This window comes from uncultured Psychrosphaera sp., assembly GCF_947500655.1.
In the GTDB taxonomy this organism is placed as follows: domain Bacteria; phylum Pseudomonadota; class Gammaproteobacteria; order Enterobacterales; family Alteromonadaceae; genus Psychrosphaera.
In genome coordinates this window covers 137,064-157,488 of sequence record NZ_CANMSK010000006.1, presented here as the reverse complement: position 1 = coordinate 157,488, position 20,425 = coordinate 137,064, and the positions used below count along the sequence as shown (strand labels likewise).

The 20,425-nt window shown below is 38.1% G+C and carries 14 protein-coding genes and 1 other RNA gene; 6 read left to right on the top strand and 9 right to left on the bottom strand.

Annotated elements, in window-relative coordinates; all coding sequences use genetic code 11:
• Positions 1-649 precede the first annotated feature (649 nt).
• From hemL to Q0940_RS07625, 4 genes are all read right to left on the bottom strand, one after another.
• Positions 650-1,930 carry a glutamate-1-semialdehyde 2,1-aminomutase gene (gene hemL / locus Q0940_RS07640; RefSeq protein WP_299266507.1) on the bottom strand — a complete coding sequence of 427 codons (1,281 nt, stop codon included), beginning with the start codon at positions 1,928-1,930 and terminating at the stop codon, positions 650-652.
• A gap of 115 nt (positions 1,931-2,045) precedes the next feature.
• A complete protein-coding gene (locus Q0940_RS07635) occupies positions 2,046-3,050 on the bottom strand; it encodes an aspartate carbamoyltransferase (RefSeq protein ID WP_299266505.1) in 1,005 nt (334 codons plus the stop codon).
• Positions 3,051-3,211: 161 nt separating this feature from the next.
• A complete protein-coding gene (gene hemJ / locus Q0940_RS07630) occupies positions 3,212-3,661 on the bottom strand; it encodes a protoporphyrinogen oxidase HemJ (RefSeq protein WP_105053618.1) in 450 nt (149 codons plus the stop codon).
• The gene (locus Q0940_RS07625) at positions 3,658-5,349 is read right to left on the bottom strand and encodes a chloride channel protein (protein ID WP_299266502.1); all 1,692 of its coding nucleotides are present in this window, start codon (positions 5,347-5,349) and stop codon (positions 3,658-3,660) included. Before Q0940_RS07625 ends, hemJ begins: the two co-directional genes overlap by 4 nt.
• A 134-nt stretch (positions 5,350-5,483) precedes the next feature.
• Here Q0940_RS07625 and Q0940_RS07620 point away from each other — a divergent pair, with 134 nt between their 5' ends.
• The 3 genes from Q0940_RS07620 (at position 5,484) to Q0940_RS07610 (ending at position 9,320) form a co-directional block, all read left to right on the top strand.
• Complete coding sequence (locus tag Q0940_RS07620; RefSeq protein WP_299266500.1) at positions 5,484-6,200, top strand: DUF6776 family protein; 717 nt, start codon at positions 5,484-5,486, stop codon at positions 6,198-6,200.
• Positions 6,201-6,356: 156 nt separating this feature from the next.
• Complete coding sequence (gene erpA, locus Q0940_RS07615) at positions 6,357-6,731, top strand: iron-sulfur cluster insertion protein ErpA (RefSeq protein WP_299266497.1); 375 nt, start codon at positions 6,357-6,359, stop codon at positions 6,729-6,731.
• A gap of 357 nt (positions 6,732-7,088) precedes the next feature.
• Complete coding sequence (locus tag Q0940_RS07610) at positions 7,089-9,320, top strand: hypothetical protein (RefSeq protein ID WP_299266494.1); 2,232 nt, start codon at positions 7,089-7,091, stop codon at positions 9,318-9,320.
• Positions 9,321-9,435: 115 nt separating this feature from the next.
• Here the strand turns inward: Q0940_RS07610 and dolP are convergent, their stop codons facing one another.
• From dolP to Q0940_RS07590, 4 genes are read right to left on the bottom strand one after another with little or no spacing between them, the layout of a single operon-like run.
• Positions 9,436-10,008, bottom strand: a complete 573-nt coding sequence (dolP, locus tag Q0940_RS07605) for a division/outer membrane stress-associated lipid-binding lipoprotein (RefSeq protein ID WP_299266491.1) — start codon at positions 10,006-10,008, stop codon at positions 9,436-9,438.
• Positions 10,009-10,053: 45 nt separating this feature from the next.
• Positions 10,054-10,641, bottom strand: a complete 588-nt coding sequence (locus tag Q0940_RS07600) for an SIS domain-containing protein (RefSeq protein ID WP_105050794.1) — start codon at positions 10,639-10,641, stop codon at positions 10,054-10,056.
• Positions 10,638-11,000 carry a YraN family protein gene (locus tag Q0940_RS07595; RefSeq protein ID WP_299266486.1) on the bottom strand — a complete coding sequence of 121 codons (363 nt, stop codon included), beginning with the start codon at positions 10,998-11,000 and terminating at the stop codon, positions 10,638-10,640. Before Q0940_RS07595 ends, Q0940_RS07600 begins: the two co-directional genes overlap by 4 nt.
• A complete protein-coding gene (locus tag Q0940_RS07590; protein ID WP_299266482.1) occupies positions 10,978-12,789 on the bottom strand; it encodes a penicillin-binding protein activator in 1,812 nt (603 codons plus the stop codon). The genes Q0940_RS07595 and Q0940_RS07590 overlap by 23 nt, the downstream gene beginning before the upstream one ends.
• Before the next feature lie 274 nt (positions 12,790-13,063).
• On the opposite strand from Q0940_RS07590, the gene rsmI reads away from it, so the two are divergent.
• The 3 genes from rsmI (at position 13,064) to Q0940_RS07575 (ending at position 15,843) form a co-directional block, all read left to right on the top strand.
• A complete protein-coding gene (gene rsmI / locus Q0940_RS07585) occupies positions 13,064-13,903 on the top strand; it encodes a 16S rRNA (cytidine(1402)-2'-O)-methyltransferase (protein ID WP_299266479.1) in 840 nt (279 codons plus the stop codon).
• Between the two features lie 294 nt (positions 13,904-14,197).
• An RNA gene (gene rnpB, locus Q0940_RS07580) (RNase P RNA component class A) lies at positions 14,198-14,606 on the top strand.
• Between the two features lie 703 nt (positions 14,607-15,309).
• The gene (locus tag Q0940_RS07575) at positions 15,310-15,843 is read left to right on the top strand and encodes a hypothetical protein (RefSeq protein ID WP_299266476.1); all 534 of its coding nucleotides are present in this window, start codon (positions 15,310-15,312) and stop codon (positions 15,841-15,843) included.
• Positions 15,844-16,493: 650 nt separating this feature from the next.
• Here the strand turns inward: Q0940_RS07575 and Q0940_RS07570 are convergent.
• Positions 16,494-20,303 carry a BspA family leucine-rich repeat surface protein gene (locus Q0940_RS07570; RefSeq protein WP_299266474.1) on the bottom strand — a complete coding sequence of 1,270 codons (3,810 nt, stop codon included), beginning with the start codon at positions 20,301-20,303 and terminating at the stop codon, positions 16,494-16,496.
• Between the last annotated feature and the right edge of the window lie 122 nt (positions 20,304-20,425).

The following is a 20,425-nucleotide window of genomic DNA, read 5'->3' as shown; positions in this document are numbered from 1 at the left end:
GTAAATATACATCATTTAAAATGCCGCTTTTTAGCGGCATTTTTTATGAATGATAGTAAAGTGAAATCCTGTTTGTTAACAGCCTTAGTCAATAGCTGACATTAATGATTACTATCTGTTGCAGTATTAACCATCCTTGATAATCGTTGCTTTTTCCTACAACCATTGTTCACTGTTGTGGTACCAACAAGAAAGCCATTACCCCAAAAATACCTTTGGATAACGTTCTTTATATTAATACTTACTCTTTGGTTTTTACCTTCTGATTTTATGGGAGGGTTAGAGAATGATGGAAGGTTTATAAAGAAAACTGCAGTAGATTATTAATATCTTGGGATTCCAATGTTTGTAAAACATGTAGTTTTCAAATATGAATCCCCAGAATAATAATTAACAAAAAAGCTTGAAAAGAGTATCAACCCAATTCAAGCTTTTGCACGAGCCACGAGCTTTTTCTCGAATCTCGCCACTACTTTTATCTCGAAACTCGCCACTCGCAGCTCGAAACTTCCTTCAGCAACGAGAATCGAGTCTCGAGGTACGAGGTACGAGTAAAAGCAAAAGCTCAAACTGGTTTTGTACTCGAAACTGGTCTGTATTTTCCTCGCCTCTCGCCTCTCGCCACTCGTAGCTCGAAACTGCTTTTTGTCTACAGCTGCTCTAACGCCTTACCAATCCCTGCAATCGTTTTATCCAACTGCTCATAGCTGTGGGCGGCTGATACAAAGCCTGCTTCAAATGCTGATGGTGCTAAGTAAATACCTTGTTCTAAACATAGGTGGAAGAAGCGTTTAAACTTGTCTGCATCACAGGTCATTACTTCTGCAAAGCTTTGGACTTTTTCTTTGTCAGTAAAGAATAAGCCAAACATGCCACCAACTTGTGAGGTGGTCATGGCTAATTTGTATTTAGCGGCTTGTGCTTTTATGCCATTTAACAAATAAGTGGTTTTGTCTGTTAGCTCTTGGTAGAAACCGTCTGCTTCTAACTGCTCTAATGCCGCTAAACCTGCTGCCATCGCAACTGGGTTACCTGATAATGTACCAGCTTGATACACAGGGCCGTCTGGTGCTAAATGCCCCATGATGTCAGCTCGGCCACCAAATGCGCCTACAGGCATGCCGCCGCCAATGATCTTACCTAGTGTAGTTAAATCTGGTTTAACGTTATACAGAGTCTGACAGCTGCCTTTAGCAACACGGAAACCTGTCATCACTTCATCAAAAATTAATACCGCTTTGAATTCATCACATAAGTCTCTAAGACCTTGTAAAAAACCGTCGTTTGGTGGAATGCAGTTCATGTTGCCCGCAACTGGCTCAACAATAATACAAGCGATATCATCAGGTTGCGCTTCAAATAGCGCACGTACTGAGTCTAAATTATTAAATTCTGCCGTTAAGGTATGCGCTGCAACATCGGCAGGAATACCTGGAGAACTAGGAACGCCCATGGTCAATAAACCAGAACCCGCTTTAACTAATAAAGAGTCTGCATGACCGTGGTAACAACCTTCAAATTTAAGTAATTTGTCACGACCGGTAAAACCACGTGCTAGGCGAATTGCCGTCATTGTGGCTTCAGTGCCTGAGTTAACCATACGTACTTTTTCAACTGACGGTAAAAATTCACATACCTTGTCAGCCATTGTCACTTCAACTTCTGTTGGTGCGCCAAAGCTCAAGCCGTTTTCTACTGCTTCTAGTACGGCCTTTTTAATTGCTGGGTGATTATGACCTAAGATCATTGGTCCCCAAGAACCTACATAATCTATATATTCTTTACCGTCTACGTCGTAAACACATGCGCCGTCTGCTTTAGCGAAAAACACAGGCGTGCCGCCTACACCATTAAATGCACGAACTGGTGAGTTAACGCCACCTGGGATATGTTTTTTTGCTTGTTCAAATAACTCTGAAGATTTGTTCATAAGGATTCTTAATATATTTGTTTGTTATAAATACCTCAGCCGATGACTGAGGTTTAGACGAATTTGTTTTTGCTGTCTTATCTATTTATTTTTTACTGGCGTATTTTCTATCTGCTTATTTTGCGCTGTAAAAAGGCACTTCACATTGGTATTTGTCGACTTTGTCAGCCACGCCCAATGTCATAGCAAACAGCGCCATGCGAATTAATACGCCATTATCTGCTTGGCGGAAAATAGCCAGATTTGGATTTTGATTCAAGTCGTTGTCTAGCTCATTCGCGTCGGCGCGTGAGTCACGCGGTAATGGATGCATGATCACGGTATTAGATTTACAAAAACGTGTGTAGATGTCGCTGTTTAAACGGAACTGGCCACGGTATTTGTTGGCTTCTAATTGGCTTTCAAAACGTTCTTCTTGAATGCGAGTTTGGTAAACAATATCCGCATTTAAGTTTTGTTCCATATTGTCTGAAATAGTCACTTTGTGTCCGGCGTTTTCAAGGGTGTCTATCACGTAATCTGGCATAGCTAATTCAGTTGGTGAAATTAAGCTTAAATGCACATTTTTATACATAGATAATAATTTAGATAAAGAATGCACCGTACGGCCATTTTTTAAATCGCCTACCATAGCGATATGCATGCCATCTACTTTTTGGTCAAAGGCACGTAATTCAGACTGGATAGTATAAAGGTCTAACAAGGCTTGAGTTGGATGCTCGTTGGCACCGTCGCCACCGTTAATAACGGGAACTCGGCTACCTTCTGCAAATTCAGCAACAGAACCTGCTTGCGGGTGACGCATAGCGATAACGTCACTGTAGCTGCTTATTACGCGTGCGGTGTCGTATAACGACTCGCCTTTGGCTAACGCTGAGGTTTCCATGCCTGTGGTTTCTCTAACTTCACCACCTAACAAGTTAAAGGCACAGCCAAAGCTAACACGGGTACGCGTTGATGGTTCAAAAAATAGGTTGCCTAAAATAGCGCCGTCCAACACATTAGTACGAACTTTTCGTTTAGCGTAGGGCTCCATTTTTTCAGCAATACTGAAAATGTATTCTAAATTGTCACGCTCAAATTGATTAACTGAAAGTACATGTTGACCAGAAAAATTCATACAAAGATCCACGCTAAAAGGGCTGAAAAATTTGGGTGCGATTATAGCTGAGTAGCCTTAAAGACCAAAGCTAAGATTGTACCCGTTGGTGTAATTACCTAAAAAGTATTAAGCGTGTTACCGAAGGTAAATTCACGACTTAATAGTTAAGTAATTTCCAGCTAAAAGGCTGGTTTTAAAACCGCCAGTAAAATAATGGCTAGCAGTATTAGTACTGGTACTTCATTAAAAATTCGGTAGAACTTACTGCTCTTTGTATTGCGGTTGTGTTTAAAGTCACTTAATAGTTTAAAGCAGTAACCGTGATAACAATACAAGATGGTAACCAGTAGTAATTTGGCGTGTAACCAATGAGCCTGTTTAAACCAAGCTGCGCCATATTGGCTGATCAGCAAAGTGCCAAAAATTAAGGTAAAAATGGCAAAAGGAGTAACAAAAAATAACAACCGTCTTTCCATTACTTTTAAAGTGTCTGACGTATGCATGTTAGCGTTAGTCGCACTGTTATTTTCTGAGTGATAAACAAATAACCTTGGTAGATAAAAAATACCCGCAAACCAGGCCACCATGAAAAATATATGAAATGCTTTTAACCATAAAATAGTCATTATGCTAATGCGTACCTCTTCATTAAAATTGTATGTAATTGTTCCCATAAAACGATGCCCATGACTTTATCACCGTCGGTAGACATGATTAATGCTGCGCCGTCTCGTTGATCTTCTAGCACTTCGTATACATGAGCCATGGTGGTACGTGTATCAAGTGTTTGCAGTGGGGTGTATTTGATTTTACTCGCATCACCGGTAATGGTTGGTTCGGTTTCCGCTAAAGAATAATCTGTACCTAAACCGTGTTTGATGGATACCACAACAATTTCATCATCTTTGGCTTGTTTTAAATGGAAGCGAACGTCTTGTTCGCTTCGGTATTCTATAAGGCTAATGTTGGTTTTTATTTCTGCTAACACACCGGTTTTTGACAGTACATCAATAACAGGTGGGGTTTGAAATGAGAGTTTTTGATACTCAAGTTGTTGTAAAAAAATAGAGCGGTTTTTTAATACTTGAGCACTGGTAATGTAAGACGTAGCAATAACTATGATGGCTGGCGTTACCGCATCAGCAGAGCGAGTTAGTTCCATAACAGCGACAAGTGCAGCTAATGGTGCATGTAAACAAGACGCCATTAGTCCAGCCATCCCTAAGACTCCAAACGTACTAACAAACTGAATGTTCGGATCAAACAGCATAATCACATTCGCGACACTTAAGCCCACTAATACTCCAAGACCAAATACTGGACCAATAATACCGCCAGGAATACCTAAACCTAGTGCTACCCAAGTTAAGATAAGCTTGGAGAATAATAAAATAATAATAAGCTGAATATTGGTAGGCGAGAGCATAGCTTCGTTTATTGCGCTGGTTCCGTCACCTAATGCTTCTGGTACAAAGAAACCAAATAATGCGGTGATTACACCTGCAAATAATAGACGAGGGAAAATAGATACATGGCGGAATGTACGCATCATACGCATTAAATTAGTATTAAATACGTAAGCTGACGCACCTAAGGTGATGCCGAGTAATATTAAGTAAGGGTAATGATTTACTGGTAAGTTAAATACGCTTAAATATGCAAATTCAGATTGTTGACCAAATACAGCCTGCGTAATAATGGAACCTGCTGAAGAGGCCAACATTACTGGAATAAAAATATGGATTTTGTATTCTCTGAGCACTACTTCCATTACAAAAATGACGGCAGCCAGTGGGGTATTAAACGACGCTGAAATACCAGCGGCGATACCGCATGCGGTTAATGTTCTTACTGCATTGTATGGCAAACGTAGCCAATTACCTAACCAGCTAGAACCAGAAGCACCAATATGAACAGAAGGTCCTTCACGTCCGACAGAAAAGCCACTAGCTAAGGCTAAGATGCCACCAAAAAATTGATTAATAGCATTACCAAATGGCATATTGCCGTAATGCGCTTTAATTCGGTGTAATACAAAAGGAATACCTAGTCGGTAATTTTTAAATCCAGTTAAGTCTGCAATAATAACAATTAAAACTGCGGCTAATATAGGAAGTGAAGGGATAATGTACGGTGAGATGTCGCCAAAAATACCGTTAGGAGTAAAAGATAATTGAATAAATTCTATTGATAAACGGAATAATACAATTAAACACGCTGCAATAATTCCACCAATTAGCCCTAAAAGGCTAAGTTGCAAGCTAGTGTAGGGAACAGCCAGTCGTTTCCTTAATGCATAAAGGCCAGCAGAGAGCATTAAAATTCCGATATAAGTAGTGGTCAATCAATAGGACAAAAGTGTACCATAAAGTCAGTAAGTGTAATTAAAATTATCTAAACTCAATAACAATTGATATTAGGTAATTTACAATCTTTTCGATAGGAAAATCTATGACTCCTTGGTGGAGCTTTAATGGCCTGAAATACAAGCTAGGCCGATTCAAGTTTATGTTGGCTTTTTTAATTATTACTTTGTTGGTTGGTTACCTTGGATTTTCCTTAGGTGGTCAAAGTGATATTTGGCAAGAGAATAAAATAAAAGACCAAGACTTTCGTTTAGAAAATTTATACAGCGAATTGGATGAAAAAATAAGGCAAATAAACTACCTAACGGTTGAGCTTGAAGTTGAGCAAAGAGCCAACGAACAAATTCAGGAAGAATTATTGGATATTCGTGAAGAGTCATTTGCCCTTAGACGTGAGCTTAACTTTTACCAAAAAGTATTAGCGCCGGAATTAGTGGCCGATGGTATTTCAGTTGAACAATTTAATGTTGAAGCGACTAATATTGCTAACCGTTATGTATTTAGGTTTGCATTGGTTCAAACTAATTCAGCGAAACGTTACGCTAGAGGAAATATTCGCCTTAATTTAGTTGTTAGCCAAAATGATGAAAAGCGTACGTTAGACTTAGCCAAGTTGGCGAAAATGTCGAAAAAGAACCTGACATTTAGTTTTCACTTTTTCCAATATTTTGAAGCCGAGTTTGAACTAGAGCCTGGAATGATAGCTGAGCAATTAGCGGTTAAAGTCATCCAACCAAAAAATAACTGGCAGCCATATAAGTCGTTCACGCAAAAATTTGACTGGCCAGAGTTAGAGGAATAAAGATACCTCGTTATAGAAGGTTATATTATTTGCGTTATGATTTACGTTAATACGCAGATGTAATTGCTGTTGTTGGGCATTTTACTGGATTTGAATACTTGACTAAAACTGTCGGGTATTACATAATCTTGCCCTCAAATTTTAGAGGTTTTTTCCATGACTGAACTTGTTACTCCAGCTGAAGCATCAGCAGATATTCCTGAGCTGCCAATCCAGTTTTCAGATGCCGCCGCTACTAAAGTTAAACAATTAGTGGACGAAGAAGAGAACCCTGAATTAAAACTTAGAGTTTATGTAACCGGTGGTGGCTGTTCTGGTTTCCAGTATGGATTTACCTTTGATGAAGATGTAAATCCAGGCGATATGGCGATTGAAAAACAAGGCGTTAGCATGGTTATCGACCCTATGAGCTTACAATACTTAGTTGGTGGCGTGGTTGATTATACTGAAGGACTAGAAGGCTCACGCTTTTTTGTTAACAACCCTAACGCAACAACAACCTGTGGTTGTGGTGCTAGCTTTAGCGTTTAAATCAAAACAAATAGTTACAAAGAAAACCGCTGATTAGCGGTTTTTTTATGCCTTTTTCTCAGCTGTTAGCTGTATGTAATTTTATATGTAAGAACAAGAATGAAGTACTGCATCATTCAGTTATATTTTAAAGTTTTTAGGTTATAAACTTGTTTTTCTCCCTTAATCCCAATAAAAGTTAATTAACTCAAGTACATAAAATAGACGGTTTTTATGTTGATAAATACCAAATGGTAAAGTAAGATTCGCGGATTATACCTAACGGTAAGGCTGTAAATTTCCCGCTTTATCTTTATGGCCCATTTATAACTATTTCTAATGCTGTATTAGCTTTACGTTAATTAAAGGAAACGTTACATGCCTTCACTTTCATCAAACACCAGTTGTATTAGTTTTACTGGTTTATTTCAATTGTTCCTTAATAGCCGTCGCTCACTTATTTCTATAACGTTTGCTATTTCTTTAGCTGCTTGTGGTGGTGGCTCAGGTGATAGTTCAGGTGGTGATGTGGTTATCGTTGATGAAGACACTACAGCTCCAAGCATTACCTCAAGTACAACATTAACGTTAGATGAAGGAACAAGTGCAGGGCTGGTTATTTACACTGTCACTTCAGATGATGATACAGCAAACTACACTTTGTCGGGTGATGATAGTAGTGCATTTACGATTGAGCCTGCAACGGGTGCGGTAACGTTAATAGTTACACCTGACTTTGAGACTCAAAGTAGTTATACGTTTACAGCTACAGCAACAGACACATCAGGTAATAGTTCATCAATTACTGTAGTGCTTTCTATCAATGACATTAGCTTGGCTTCATTTACCCTTGAAGATATTGAGGTTGCAAGTGACGATATTAAAAAAGTGGCATTAACCTGGAGCTCTGCAGCAGTAAGTGATAGTCAAAGTGTTGTTTATACAATATGTGAAAAAGACACAACTCAAGATAATAACTGTGATCCATTAACCTCATTGACAGATGAATTAACAATTACAATAACAGTAGATAGTTTGGTGAGTGCATTATCAACGGATTATTTTATTTTGGCATCGTCTAGTGGCGAATTTGAATTATCATCTGAGGCGAATATAAGCACAGATGATATCAATAAAATGATTGGTTATTTTAAAGCTTCTAATACAGGTGAGTATGATGCTTTTGGTGAGGGAGGTGTTGCAATTAGTGGTGATGGTCATACATTAGCAGTAGGTGCTTCTGCTGAAAGTAACTCTGCTACAGGAATTATAACTGACGGCTCAGAAGTTACTGATGTCGGAACAGCTACTGAGTCTGGTGCCGTATATATATACAGTGATAACAGTGGTAAGTGGATACAAACTGCTTATGTTAAAGCATCCAATGCCAGCTCTTATAGTGGTTTTGGTTACGCTCTTGCTTTAAGTGATGATGGGGCTACTTTGGTTGTTGGTGCTTATGGTGAGAGTCATGGTACAGCAGGCGTGTTTATGGATGGCGATGAAATTACTGACACAGTTAGTATTAGTGAGTCCGGTGCCGCGTATGTATTTAATTACAATGATGGCGCTTGGACACAAACCGCTTATATTAAAGCGTCTATTCCAGGGGAAAGTGAATATTTTGGTGGTAGCGTAGCTTTAAGCGGTGACGGAAATACGTTAGTGGTAGGCGTGTCAGATGAAAATAATGGTTTAACTGGCGTTATTACCGATGGCTCAGAGACAACACAAGAGATTGGCACTGCTGCTTCGTCAGGTGCAGTATATTCATATAGTAAAAATGAAGATGGTCGTTGGAAGAAAACTGCTTATATAAAGGGCTCGGATGAAACTGAAGGGTTTGGTAATTCTGTTGCTTTAAACTTCGATGGAAATACATTAGCGGTAGGCTCTTCATCCGAAAAAGCCTACATATTTAATAGTAGCATTGATGTTTGGTCGCAAACTACTTATCTTGAAGCTTCAAATGACAGTAGTAATGATTTTTTTAGTTTGGCTCTTAGCTTAAGTCATGATGGAAATACGTTAGCTATTAGCGCTACTCGAGAAGATAATGGTGCAACAGGTATTTTTACAGATAACTCAGAAACTGATGGGGATATTGGAGATGAAAGTGATTCTGGGGCAGTGTATTTATTCGGTAATAGTAGTGCAGGTTGGACTCAAAGTGCTTATATAAAAGCATCTAATACAGGAGAAGATGACTATTTTGGTCGTACTATTGCCTTAAGTGGTGATGGCAATACGTTAGCGATTAGTGCTTATAGGGAAGATAATAGTGCAACGGGTATTATTATTGATGGTTCTGAAAGTACAGCCACTGGCGGGGACATCGATATTGCCACTGATTCTGGTGCAGTATATTTATTTACTAATAATAATGGTGTTTGGGCGCAAAGCGCTTATATAAAAGCGTCTAATACCGGAGCTGGAGATGACTTTGGGAGTGGAATTGCGTTAAGTAACGATGGCGCGGTTTTAGCTGTTGGTGCGGGTAAAGAAGATAGCAACCAAGTTGGTATTATTACAGATGGAACTGAAAATAAAAATACTGAAACTGGAGTCGGAGACACCGTTTACGACTCAGGTGCGGTTTATGTGTATTAGTAAAATATAGAAGTAATGAGTGTGTTTATTACAGAATGAAAACAAAAAACGAACAATTACTTGTTCGTTTTTTTGTGGTTAACGCGGGATAATTTAATAACAGTTATAGATGATCCTAATTTTCAAATACAGTGATCACTTTAGTAACACCAGTTACATTTGACGCTATTGTCGCCGCTAGAGATGCTTGCTCTTTACTAACTAAACCCATTAAGTAGACTTCATTATTTTCTGTCACTACTTTAATGTCATGGCCTTTTACTACATCATCAGTTAGTAGTTCTGACTTAACTTTGGTGGTTATCCAAGTATCTGCTGTTTTTGTTGAAAAAGAGGCTGGTGTTCCTAGTTTTATTTCATTATGTATTTTGCTAACACCATCAATATTTCTAATAATGTTAATAGCAGAATGAATTAAAAACTTATTTGGTGATTGACCAACTACTAATACTTTGCCGTTGTAGCTAATAACATTAAGGTGAGTATGTTTACTAATTCCATCGTCTTTCATTAGCTCTAAGCTAGCTTTAAGCTCAATACTGCTGTCATCTATTTGTGTACTTATAGTACGAGGATCATTAGCCGCTGAAACCGCTGTAACGGCCGTTCCTGCAACAAAAAGTGTTGTACAGCCTTGCAAGGTAGAAAGAGATAGTGCCAAAATTAATAGCTTTTTGGTAAATGTCATATTGGTTTTCTCATTTTTATTATTTATCACATCGAAAAAGACGGATCACATTGAAAAGATAACTTCATCTATTAACTCACTTAATACATGAACTGTGAATAATTGAATTTCTAACGTTCTGCTTGGTTTGTTGGTAGGTAAACGGATTTCTATGTCGTTTTCACCTAATAAACCTGCGATCTCACCACCATCATCAGAGGTAAATGCAATGACTTGAATATCATTAGTCAATGCAGCTTCGATAGCTGATTTTATGGAAAGTTCCCGGTTGTTTATTGAAAATACGACCAGTATGTCTTGTGCATTTCCCATCGCTCTAATCTGGCGCGCATATACGTCAATTAAGTGATTGTTATCTAAAGGTTCAAATGCACAAGTATGTGCGGTATTAGATAAGGCAATTGCGGGTAAAGACGGACGCTCAATTTCATAATAATTAACTAAGATACCAGCAAAGTGATCAGCAATCATAGAGCACAAGGTGTCACCGCAAGTTAGAACCTTATTTCCAGATAATAAAGTCTGTGAAATTAATGCCGCTGAAAGTGCTAAAAAGTCAGCGTTTTGCTCACCAGATGCCATCAGGTTTTGTATGTTATTGGTATATAATTGTTTTATTTTATTGTCAGTCATGTAAATGCACATTGAATCCAGTTTATTTGCTCATTATCAAAAGCAACAACATCAAATCGGATAGATGGAGTGATTTTACTTTGGGATAGATAAAAAAGCGCGGCTTTTTTTATTTTTTGTTGTTTGGTTGGTGTAACCGATGCGGCTGCACCACCAAACTTGCTACTAGAACGATACTTAACTTCAACAAATATTAAAATGTCAGAGTTAGGATCTGAAAATATCAGATCGATTTCACCCAACTTACAATTAAAATTTTGTTCAACAAAGGTCAAACCTTGAGCTTGTAAATGTTTTTTCGCTTGTTGCTCTTTAATATCGCCTAAAGAACGTTTATTAATTAAGTTGTTTAAGAACAACGATTTTTCCTTGTTGGTACCTTGACCAATCTAAATATCGTTTAATCGTATTTTGCTTAGTTAAACTTAATTTACCTGTTAGACCTGTTACCTTTAAATCGGGTAATGTCTGTAGTTGTTTTAATAATGGGATCAAATATTTTGCGTCATAACCAAAGGCAAATAGCTTTTTAAGTTGAGTTTGATCTTCACTAACTTGTCGGTAAATTGAAGTCGCTTCTTTATTTGTATTTTCAACTAACCAAGGCATTTCGGTAAAGGTTAAACCATTTAAATCACGTTTTTGCGAGCGGGTTTCACCAATTAAATAGCTACGGCTAGAAGCATAAATAGGTAATAATTTATTAAACACACTTACATTAGTATCAAAAAACGGTTTAATCAAACGAGTTTGTTGAGAGTTGGCGATAACGTAAATTGCATCAATGTCATTTCGGCTTCGACTTTCTGTTTTTAGATGAATACCAAATAAACGCTTCATTTCTCTAACACGTTGTTCACTGTAATTTACATCTAATAAATTTTTAACTGCAACCCCTAGTTTAGATTTATTTTTAAAAGCAATTGTTTCTATTTCTTTGTCGGTTTGAAATAGCCACTGTTGTTTAAACTGTTCAGCTAAACGTCTACCTAATGAGTTATCCGCATAAATAAGCGCTGGATATGCTATTTTTTTACTTATGAAATAATCTACCGCTTGGTCAATTTCATCTTCAGGTGCTAAAGAGAAATAAAACTGAGAAGGGTTGTCGTATTGTTCTAACTCTATTGAGTTTAAATATAAGGTTGGAATATTGCTCAGCACTTCACTTTTTTGGAACTCAGTGATCTTATCTTTTTTCAGTGGACCAACAATAAATCCAATTCTATTTTCAACTAGTTTCTGTTCTATGCTGGCTAAAGTTTCAATTTCAGTATCCATTATTGTAACTTCAACATTATCATCAAAGTTTAAATTGGCTAAAAATCCATTTCTTATGGCTTGCGCTTGAGTTGAAAGAGAGCCCGTAAGAGGCAATAACAATGCTATTCTTGTTGGTGAATAAGGTGCAACGGAAATAAGGTCTTTTATTTGTTGAGGTAAATACTCAAAATCATCAAATCTTGAGTAATTGGTATGCCAGCGAGCTAACTCAATAGGGAACTGCTCTGGTGCACCAATGTTATTGCGCACAATTTTCGCCAATTGCACCCAACTAGCCGCTTCACTACCAAAATCTTTTACAAATTGATTTAATGAATCTTCAGGGACTTGAACGATATGTTTCCAAATTAATTCGTTTGCTAATATTTTGTCAAATGCGGACAATCTTTTTACATATAAGTCTTTTACCCTAAATAAAGTTCTTACTGTTTTTGCATGCTGATTATTATTAGAGCTTACTTGTGCGGTTAATAACCACATAGGTACTTGATAATTAATTGGCAATACACCTCTTTTTAAGCGTATTAACAGTCGTTCAGCATCTTGATTGCTTTTTATATATAGTAAAAGTTTTATTAAAGTGATGTCGTTATCTAAAGTACCACGCGCATCTAAGTCGATGTTAACTAGAATTTTTTTGATGTAACCAATACTGTGGTTTTCCTGAATAGCTAGTTCTGCCGCAGTTATTCTATAAGGTCTACCTTCAATTAAACCAAGCTCATCAGCTCGGTTTAAAAAATATTCACTATTATAAATAGGATCAACTTCTCTGAGTTGATCATGGCGTTGTGGCTGGTTAACTCTGCTTGAACGAGTTTCTTTTGAAGGCTCAGAAGAAGAGCAGCTCACAATAACTATCATGCAAACACACAGCTGAATTAAGCGTAACCAGTTGCTAAAGACTGATTTGCTTGTTTGTCCAAGAGTCACGTACATCTACCTTAATTGAATACAATTCCATACATTTTAACGCAATTAATCTGAAGTTAATTCAAATTTAACAGGTTAAACGATACTACACCAATTACATTAATTGATTCATATGATTAATGTACTTGATGTTACTTATTCTTTAAATAAAAAGGTATCATACAAGCCAATTATCATCTACACAACGGCCAAGAGACATTCAAACATGATAGAAGCTGGAACTCTTTATATTGTTGCCACTCCAATCGGCAATTTATCTGACATAACACAACGTGCGTTGGAGATATTACACAGTGTAGATTTAATTGCTGCAGAGGATACACGCCATAGCGGTAAGCTATTGTCGCACTTTGGGATTAAAACCAAAATGTTTGCTTTGCATGATCATAATGAAAAACAAAAAGCCCAATATTTAATTGATTTAGTTAATGAAGGTAAAAATATTGCTTTAATAAGTGATGCAGGTACTCCATTAATTTCTGACCCTGGTTACAATTTAGTTAATATTGCGAGAGAGCAAGGCGTTACCATTAATCCAATTCCTGGACCAAGTGCCGTGATCACCGCATTGAGTGCTGCTGGTTTACCAACAGATAAGTTTTTGTTTGCTGGCTTTTTACCAGTAAAGCAGCAAGCCAGAATTGCCGAAATAGAAAAATATAAAAATGCTGACTTCACCACGGTATTTTATGAAAGCCCACGCAGAATTATTGATACCTTGGAATATATCAAGCAAACACTAGGCGAAGATAAAGAGGTAGTGTTAGCCAAAGAGCTAACTAAGCACTTTGAAAGCTTTGTTAAAGGTAATGCACAAAAAGTTATAGATTGGTTTGGTGAAGATAAAGACCGTCAACAAGGTGAAATGGTGTTGATGCTAGCGCCAAATAAAACCGAACAAGCCTTGTCGCCAGAAGCGGAGAAGTTAATGAAATTATTAATGGCTGAACTACCAACTAAAAAAGCCGCTGCGATAACCGCACAAGTCCATGTCTTGAAGAAGAATGATCTGTATAAATTAGCACTGACGTGGCAGGAAGGTTAAAAGACAGCTGTAAGCTATAAGCTATAAGTGGTAAGACAATCAAGAAGTTAAAGTGAGTGAACAGTGTCGAGTTTTTTTCTTGATTTTAAAATTTTGGCACTGGATATTCACATTTCGAGGCAGCTTCAAAAAGGCTTTTTTTAGGAAAAAGCACTTTTCGCTTCTACTTACACCTTACAGCTTTAAACTTGCAGCAACTTTATCTTTTCCTCGACACACGTAAACTGCTCTTATCCGCGAAGCTATGTCAGATTAACTCGCTTTATTGCTTTACATCCATTATAATCCGCGCCGCGAGATGGCCAAGACAATCGCCGCTATATCGTTGTACTTTAACTTTCGGGTTTTAGTAGACGGATGTGGGGGAGGAAAGTCCGGGCTCCATACGGACAGGTTGCCAGATAACTTCTGGGGGGCGTGAGCCTACAACTAGTGCAGCAGAGAGTATACCGCCGATGGCCTTTTCTTGTAAAAGTGCACAGGTAAGGGTGAAAGGGTGCGGTAAGAGCGCACCGCGCGACTAGTAATAGTTCGTGGCACGGTAAACTTCAGCCGGAGCAATTTCAAATAGGGTTCCTCGATCCTTAGAGGTCAACGCGTGGTCCGCGCGGGAACCGGGTAGAAAGCTTGAGCCTTAGAGCGATTTAAGGCCTAGACGAATGATTGTCCTAGACAAAACCCGGCTTAACGGCCATCTCGCAACTTCATTCAGCAACGAGAATCGAGTCTCGAGCTACGAGTAAAAGCTTAAATTTCGAATCTTTTCGAAACTCGCTGCTCGCAGTTCGAAACTGCTCTTAATTGTCCTCTCCGCTAATACAAAAATCGCGGCTTGACGGCCATTTCGCACCTTCATTCAGCAACGAGAATCGAGTCTCGAGCTACGAGTAAAAGCTAAAGCTAAAACTAAAACTAAAACTAAAACTCATTTTACCCTCGAAACTACGTTCAGCAACGAGAAACGAGCACAAGCTCCAATTTAATTTCTTCTCGAAACTCGAAACTCGAAACTCGCCACTCGCCAGCTCGGAACTAACTCAATCGCGGCTTAACGGCCATCTCGCAACTTTCTTTAGTTACGATCCCCCGAGTTTGTAGCTATGAGTAAAAGCAAAAGCTCAAACTCTGTTTCTTATCGAAGCTGCTCTGTCTTTTTCTCGAAACTCGTCACTCGCAGCACGGAACTAACTCAAATCGCGGTTTAACGGCATCTCGCATCTTTTTTTTACTTACAACCGCTTTTCTTTTTACTTCCAGCTTAAGACTTCAAGCTTACAGCTGCTGCTAAATTGCCCTATTCGCTAACAAATAATTAAGGCTTCAATCCCCCTTGATTTAAATAACTAATTAGCTTAGTTTATGATTGCTAAGTAGAAATTAGCTTTTAATATATAATAAGGATTTTTATGAAATTGTTACTAAGTTATTTTGTTGCGTTATTAGTTTTTTTGTCATGTCATACTGCGATCGCAGACACTAGACCAACGTCATTAGAGTCTGAGTACTTTATGACTTCAACAAGTTGTTATGCAAGGCGTCTTAACAGTAACACCCCTTTACTTGATGATAATATAAATAGAGCCGACGGGTATTTTGAAGCACATAGTGCTCGTGAGACCATTGAGTGTGATATGCCATTAAAGCACGATAGAGATATAGCTAGCGTAGTCATATTGGTTTCTGTGAATAACGTGGAACTTCGTACTTGCCAATTGATTATCAGATATTCTGGTTCTGGTGTGAATTTAGGGTATTTTGACGTTGTTACTGATATTTATGGTAGAGAGCATTTTCGTCTAGATAATATAGGTAATTATCCTAGAACATCGGCTGGGCACGAGTTAGTTGGAGCTACAATTATCTGTGATGTAGGTAATCCTATAGATTCTGAGCGTGATGGGTATACTAGATTTAGAACTATTAGAGTGGATTATAATTAGAGTCTAGGATGAGTTCATAACTGATGGCGTCAGTAGGATTTTTTTTACTGACGCTTTTAGTTAATTTGACGCTAAATCAAATCGCGGCTTAACGGCCATATCGCAACTTTCTTTAGTTACGAGCCCCGAGTTTGTAGCTACGAGCAAAAGCTCAAATTTAATTTTTTCTCGCCGCTCGCCACTCGAACCTCGGAACTGCTTTCAGCTACGAGTAAAAGCAAAAGCTCAAACTCTGTTTCTTATCGAAGCTGCTCTGTCTTTTTCTCGAAACTCGTCACTCGCAGCACGGAACTAACTCAAATCGCGGCTTGACGGCCATTTCGCACCTTCTTTTAAAAGCTATAAGTCATAAGAAACTTACAACCGCTTTTCGCTTTTACTTACAGCTTACAGCTTAGAGCTGCTCTTAATTGCCCTCTCCGCTAATACAAAATCGCGGCTTGACGGCCATCTCGCAACTTTTTTCAGCTACGAGTTTGTAGCTACGAGTAAAAGCAAAAACTCAAATTTTTTCTTATCGAAGCTGCTCTATCTTTTTCTCGAAACTCGAAACTCGCCACTCGCAGCTCGAAACTGCTCTATCTTTTTCACCAAAAAAAATGCCGCTGTAAAGCGGCAACTTTAATATTAAAACAAAGTAATTAAGTTGCTCATGGAGCTTCACCGTTATCAGTGATATACCAACCGAAAGCATTTTCAATATATTCTTTTGCTGATGCAGCTGCACTACTGTAACTAGAGTGAACAGTCATACTTCTATTAATTTGTAATGACTGTGCTGACCAACCAATAAGTAATGCATCGTAGTTAGCGGTAGATAAATTAGCGTCATAAAACAGATGATATAAATTTGTTACATTAGACATATTCCATTGACCAATATTTTGGTCAAAGCTAGTTGCTCCTTCAAACATAACAGCCATTGTTGTCACACTGGACACATCCCACCTACTAATATCTTGATTGAACGCTATTGCCCCTTTAAACATATAACCCATATTTTCAACGTTTGATAGGTCATTCCATTTCCCTATGTCTTGATTGAATGCTTGAGCTTCATAAAACATGTAATGCATTTCAGTAGCACTAGAGACGTCCCATTCAGTAATGTCACCATTGAATTTATCAGCTCCACTGAACATAGAGCGGAAACTAGTTACATTTGATACATCCCATTGATTAAGGTTTTGGTTAAAACTGTCAGCGTTGGAAAACACAAGATACATACTTTTTATGTTGGAAACGTCCCAACCACTAATATCTTGATTGAAGGCTATTGCTCCATTAAATATAGCCGTCATTGTGGTAACGCCTGAAACATCCCAACCAGTAATATCACCGTTAAATTGCTCGGTATAAGAAAACATGTTACGCATATCTGTGACTTGAGATACGCGGTCATTCCATGCGCTTAGGTCTTGATTAAATACCGTTGCCTCTCTAAACATAGCAGTCATTGTTGCAACATTTGAAACATCCCAGTTACTAATATCTTGATTGAATGCTGTTGCTCCACTAAACATAGAACTCATATGCATGACATTAGATACATCCCAATCACTTATATCACTATTGAACGATGTCGCACCTGAAAACATACCAGTCATATTAGTAACTTGGTGTAATACAGGGGAGTCAGACGCGTTTATGGTTAAATTTACAGCGCCGTTGAAAGTATTTACCATGCTTGACCATATATTGTTCCCCCATTGTTCCACTGAGATAATTTTATCTTTAATTGTTGTATTGTTGTTAATGTACAACCTTGGGAATGGGCCTGTAATTTCAATGGTGTACTCACCTTCTGTTAGATAAGTATGTGTAGCGTCGCCAGTTTGATTTGTGTCTGTATTACCGTCTCCCCAATTTATGGAGTAATTATAACCTGTCCCTGTGGTTGGTATGGTTAATTCAAAGTTAGCTGGTATATCCCATGTTGTAGTAAACGGGGTTGCGGCAACTACGTCTACTGTACGAGTTGCTGTACTTTCATTGCCTGCTGCATCTGTGGCTGTGTAAGTAACTGTATAAGTGCCAGTTGTAGAAGTGTCTATATCATTAGTTTGGGTAACCGTTACTTCACCATCACGCTCATCATAAGCGCTAGCACCAAAGTCGTTGTAATCAAATCCTACCGTCCACTCAATCGAATCTCCATTGGTTATAGCGATTGCTGGGCTTTTTATATCAGGATTTAAAACTTGGACATATCGAGTTGCTTCACCGACATTACCAGCAGCATCTGTGGCTTGATAAACCACTTCGTAAGAGGTTGATACACTAGTCATATCAACATCGTTACTTATTATGGTAACCGTGACATCTCCATCTCGCCAATCTATTGCTGTTGCACCCGCATCTATATAATCACCTGAATTTACGTCTAATTTTACTATTTCGTCGCCAATTAAACTAATAACAGGATCTGTAGTATCAAGAGGAACAACAACCGTTCTATCTACACTGGCTGAATTGCCAGCACTGTCTGTAACGGTATAAGTTAGTGTATAGGTGCCTGTAATTTTATCTTCCACTTTACCTATAATATTAGGGGTTAACACTCCATCGCGAGCATCTACAGCTGTAACTCCGGGATCAATATAGGTTTCATCTTGCTCTAACGTGATAGTACTGTCACCTTTAAGGGTGATAATCGGATCAACAACATCCACTTCAACTACATTAATAGTACGTGTTGTCGAATCTTCATTACCTGCATTGTCCGTAGCTGTGTAAGTTAACGTATAACTGCCTATAGTATTGATATCAAGAACACCAGTAATAACAATATCAAGTGAACCATCTAACTCATCAATAGCGAATGCACCGGACTCAACATACGTTGAACCTACACTTATAGTTACTATTCTATTACCGTAAAGCTCTATTTCTGGCTCGTCTGTATCTACATCGGTATCTTCCCACAATTCATCGGCTGTAATACTCCAACCATAGGTATTTCTAATTACGTCTCTAGCTGACTTTGCTGATTCGCTATAATAAGAGGTGGCTCTAAAACGTAAACCGGATTGTAATGTTTGTTTACTCCAAGCAATAAGTAAAGCATCGTAATTATCTATAGATAAGGCTGCCTCATTTAACATGTAGTAAATGTCAGTGACATTAGATACATCCCAACCACTCAAATCTTGATTGAATGTTATTGCTTTAGAAAACGAGTTTCTCATGTTTGTGACGTTTGACACATTCCAACCGCTGATATTTTTATTAAAAGCAGTTGCATCGGAAAACATATAGCTCATGTCTGTTACATTAGAGACGGTCCATTGGCTGATATCTTGATTAAAAGCCGTTGCATCGGAAAACATATAACTCATGTCTGTTACATTAGACACATCCCAATCACTAATATTACTATTAAAAAATTCAGAGCCTCTGAACATACCGGACACACTGGTAACTTGACTTAGGTCTGGGATGTCTGTGGCATTAAAAACAACATTGTCAGCATAATAAAATGCTCTTTCCATACTTTGCCAAATGTTATTTCCCCACTGCTCAACTGACAATATTTTGTCATTATCATACCCGCTATATACAGAAGAAAAATATAATCTTGGAAATTGCCCAGTTATTTTTATCGTGTAAGTACCTGCAACATCGTAAGTATGAGTTTTCCCCTTGGTTTGATTTTCTTCAATGGTGCCGTCACCCCAGTCAATCGTAAAGTTATAGCCATCACCATAGGTACCAATTTTTATTTGATTATCTTCTGAATCATTCGATGAATTATCACTTTCTTGGTTTGTTTTCCATGTTGTAATAAAAGGGGTTGGTTCAACAACGTTAACACTACGAGTTTCAACTGCTTCGTTCCCGCTACTATCTGTTGCTGTGTAGGTTACTGTATAACTACCAACGGTTGTCGTGTCTATATCATTGGTAATAACGACATCAACTTCACCATCAATATTATCAAAGGCAGTTGCGTCAGTTTCTTCATAAACGCTGAAAGTATTATTTTGAACTAAATGAACCTCTGAATCATCCATTAACGTAATAACTGGCGGGGTTGTATCAACAACATTTACATTTACATTTACATTTACAGTTCGAGTTGCTGTGGCTGTATTGCTTGCAGCATCACTTGCGGTGTAAGTAATAGTATAAGTACCAATTTCAGAGGTGTTTACTTCACCTAAAATGGTTACTTCAACATCACCGTCAGTGTCGTCTGTTGCTGTCGCCGCTAATTCTGAATAAACACTGTTTAATTCAATCGTTATCTCACTTTCACCGTTTAAGGTAATAACAGGTGCTGTTGTGTCTTCAATGATCACTTCCCCGTCACTAGAGTCACCGCCACTAGATGAACCACCGCCACAAGCCGCCAGCGATAAAGTTAAAGTAACAACAGCAAGTGCTCGGGCGCTATTACGAAGTAGGTTAAATAAGTTCAAATAACCAAGGTTATTGACGATTAAAGAGGGCAAAGACATGTAACGTTTCCTTTAATTAACGTAAAGCTAATACAGCATTAGAAATAGTTGTAAATTAATCGCAAAGATAAGAATAGTTAAACTACCTTACCATTCGGTATTGGTGCGCATTCTACTTTACC

Coding starts and splice junctions, on each gene's coding strand:
- hemL (WP_299266507.1), bottom strand. CDS start 1,930: ATGAACAAATCTTCAGAGTTATTTGAACAAGCAAAAAAACATATCCCA.
- Q0940_RS07635 (WP_299266505.1), bottom strand. CDS start 3,050: ATGAATTTTTCTGGTCAACATGTACTTTCAGTTAATCAATTTGAGCGT.
- Q0940_RS07625 (WP_299266502.1), bottom strand. CDS start 5,349: ATGCTCTCTGCTGGCCTTTATGCATTAAGGAAACGACTGGCTGTTCCC.
- Q0940_RS07620 (WP_299266500.1), top strand. CDS start 5,484: ATGACTCCTTGGTGGAGCTTTAATGGCCTGAAATACAAGCTAGGCCGA.
- erpA (WP_299266497.1), top strand. CDS start 6,357: ATGACTGAACTTGTTACTCCAGCTGAAGCATCAGCAGATATTCCTGAG.
- Q0940_RS07610 (WP_299266494.1), top strand. CDS start 7,089: ATGCCTTCACTTTCATCAAACACCAGTTGTATTAGTTTTACTGGTTTA.
- dolP (WP_299266491.1), bottom strand. CDS start 10,008: ATGACATTTACCAAAAAGCTATTAATTTTGGCACTATCTCTTTCTACC.
- Q0940_RS07600 (WP_105050794.1), bottom strand. CDS start 10,641: ATGACTGACAATAAAATAAAACAATTATATACCAATAACATACAAAAC.
- Q0940_RS07590 (WP_299266482.1), bottom strand. CDS start 12,789: ATGATAGTTATTGTGAGCTGCTCTTCTTCTGAGCCTTCAAAAGAAACT.
- rsmI (WP_299266479.1), top strand. CDS start 13,064: ATGATAGAAGCTGGAACTCTTTATATTGTTGCCACTCCAATCGGCAAT.
- Q0940_RS07575 (WP_299266476.1), top strand. CDS start 15,310: ATGAAATTGTTACTAAGTTATTTTGTTGCGTTATTAGTTTTTTTGTCA.
- Q0940_RS07570 (WP_299266474.1), bottom strand. CDS start 20,303: ATGTCTTTGCCCTCTTTAATCGTCAATAACCTTGGTTATTTGAACTTA.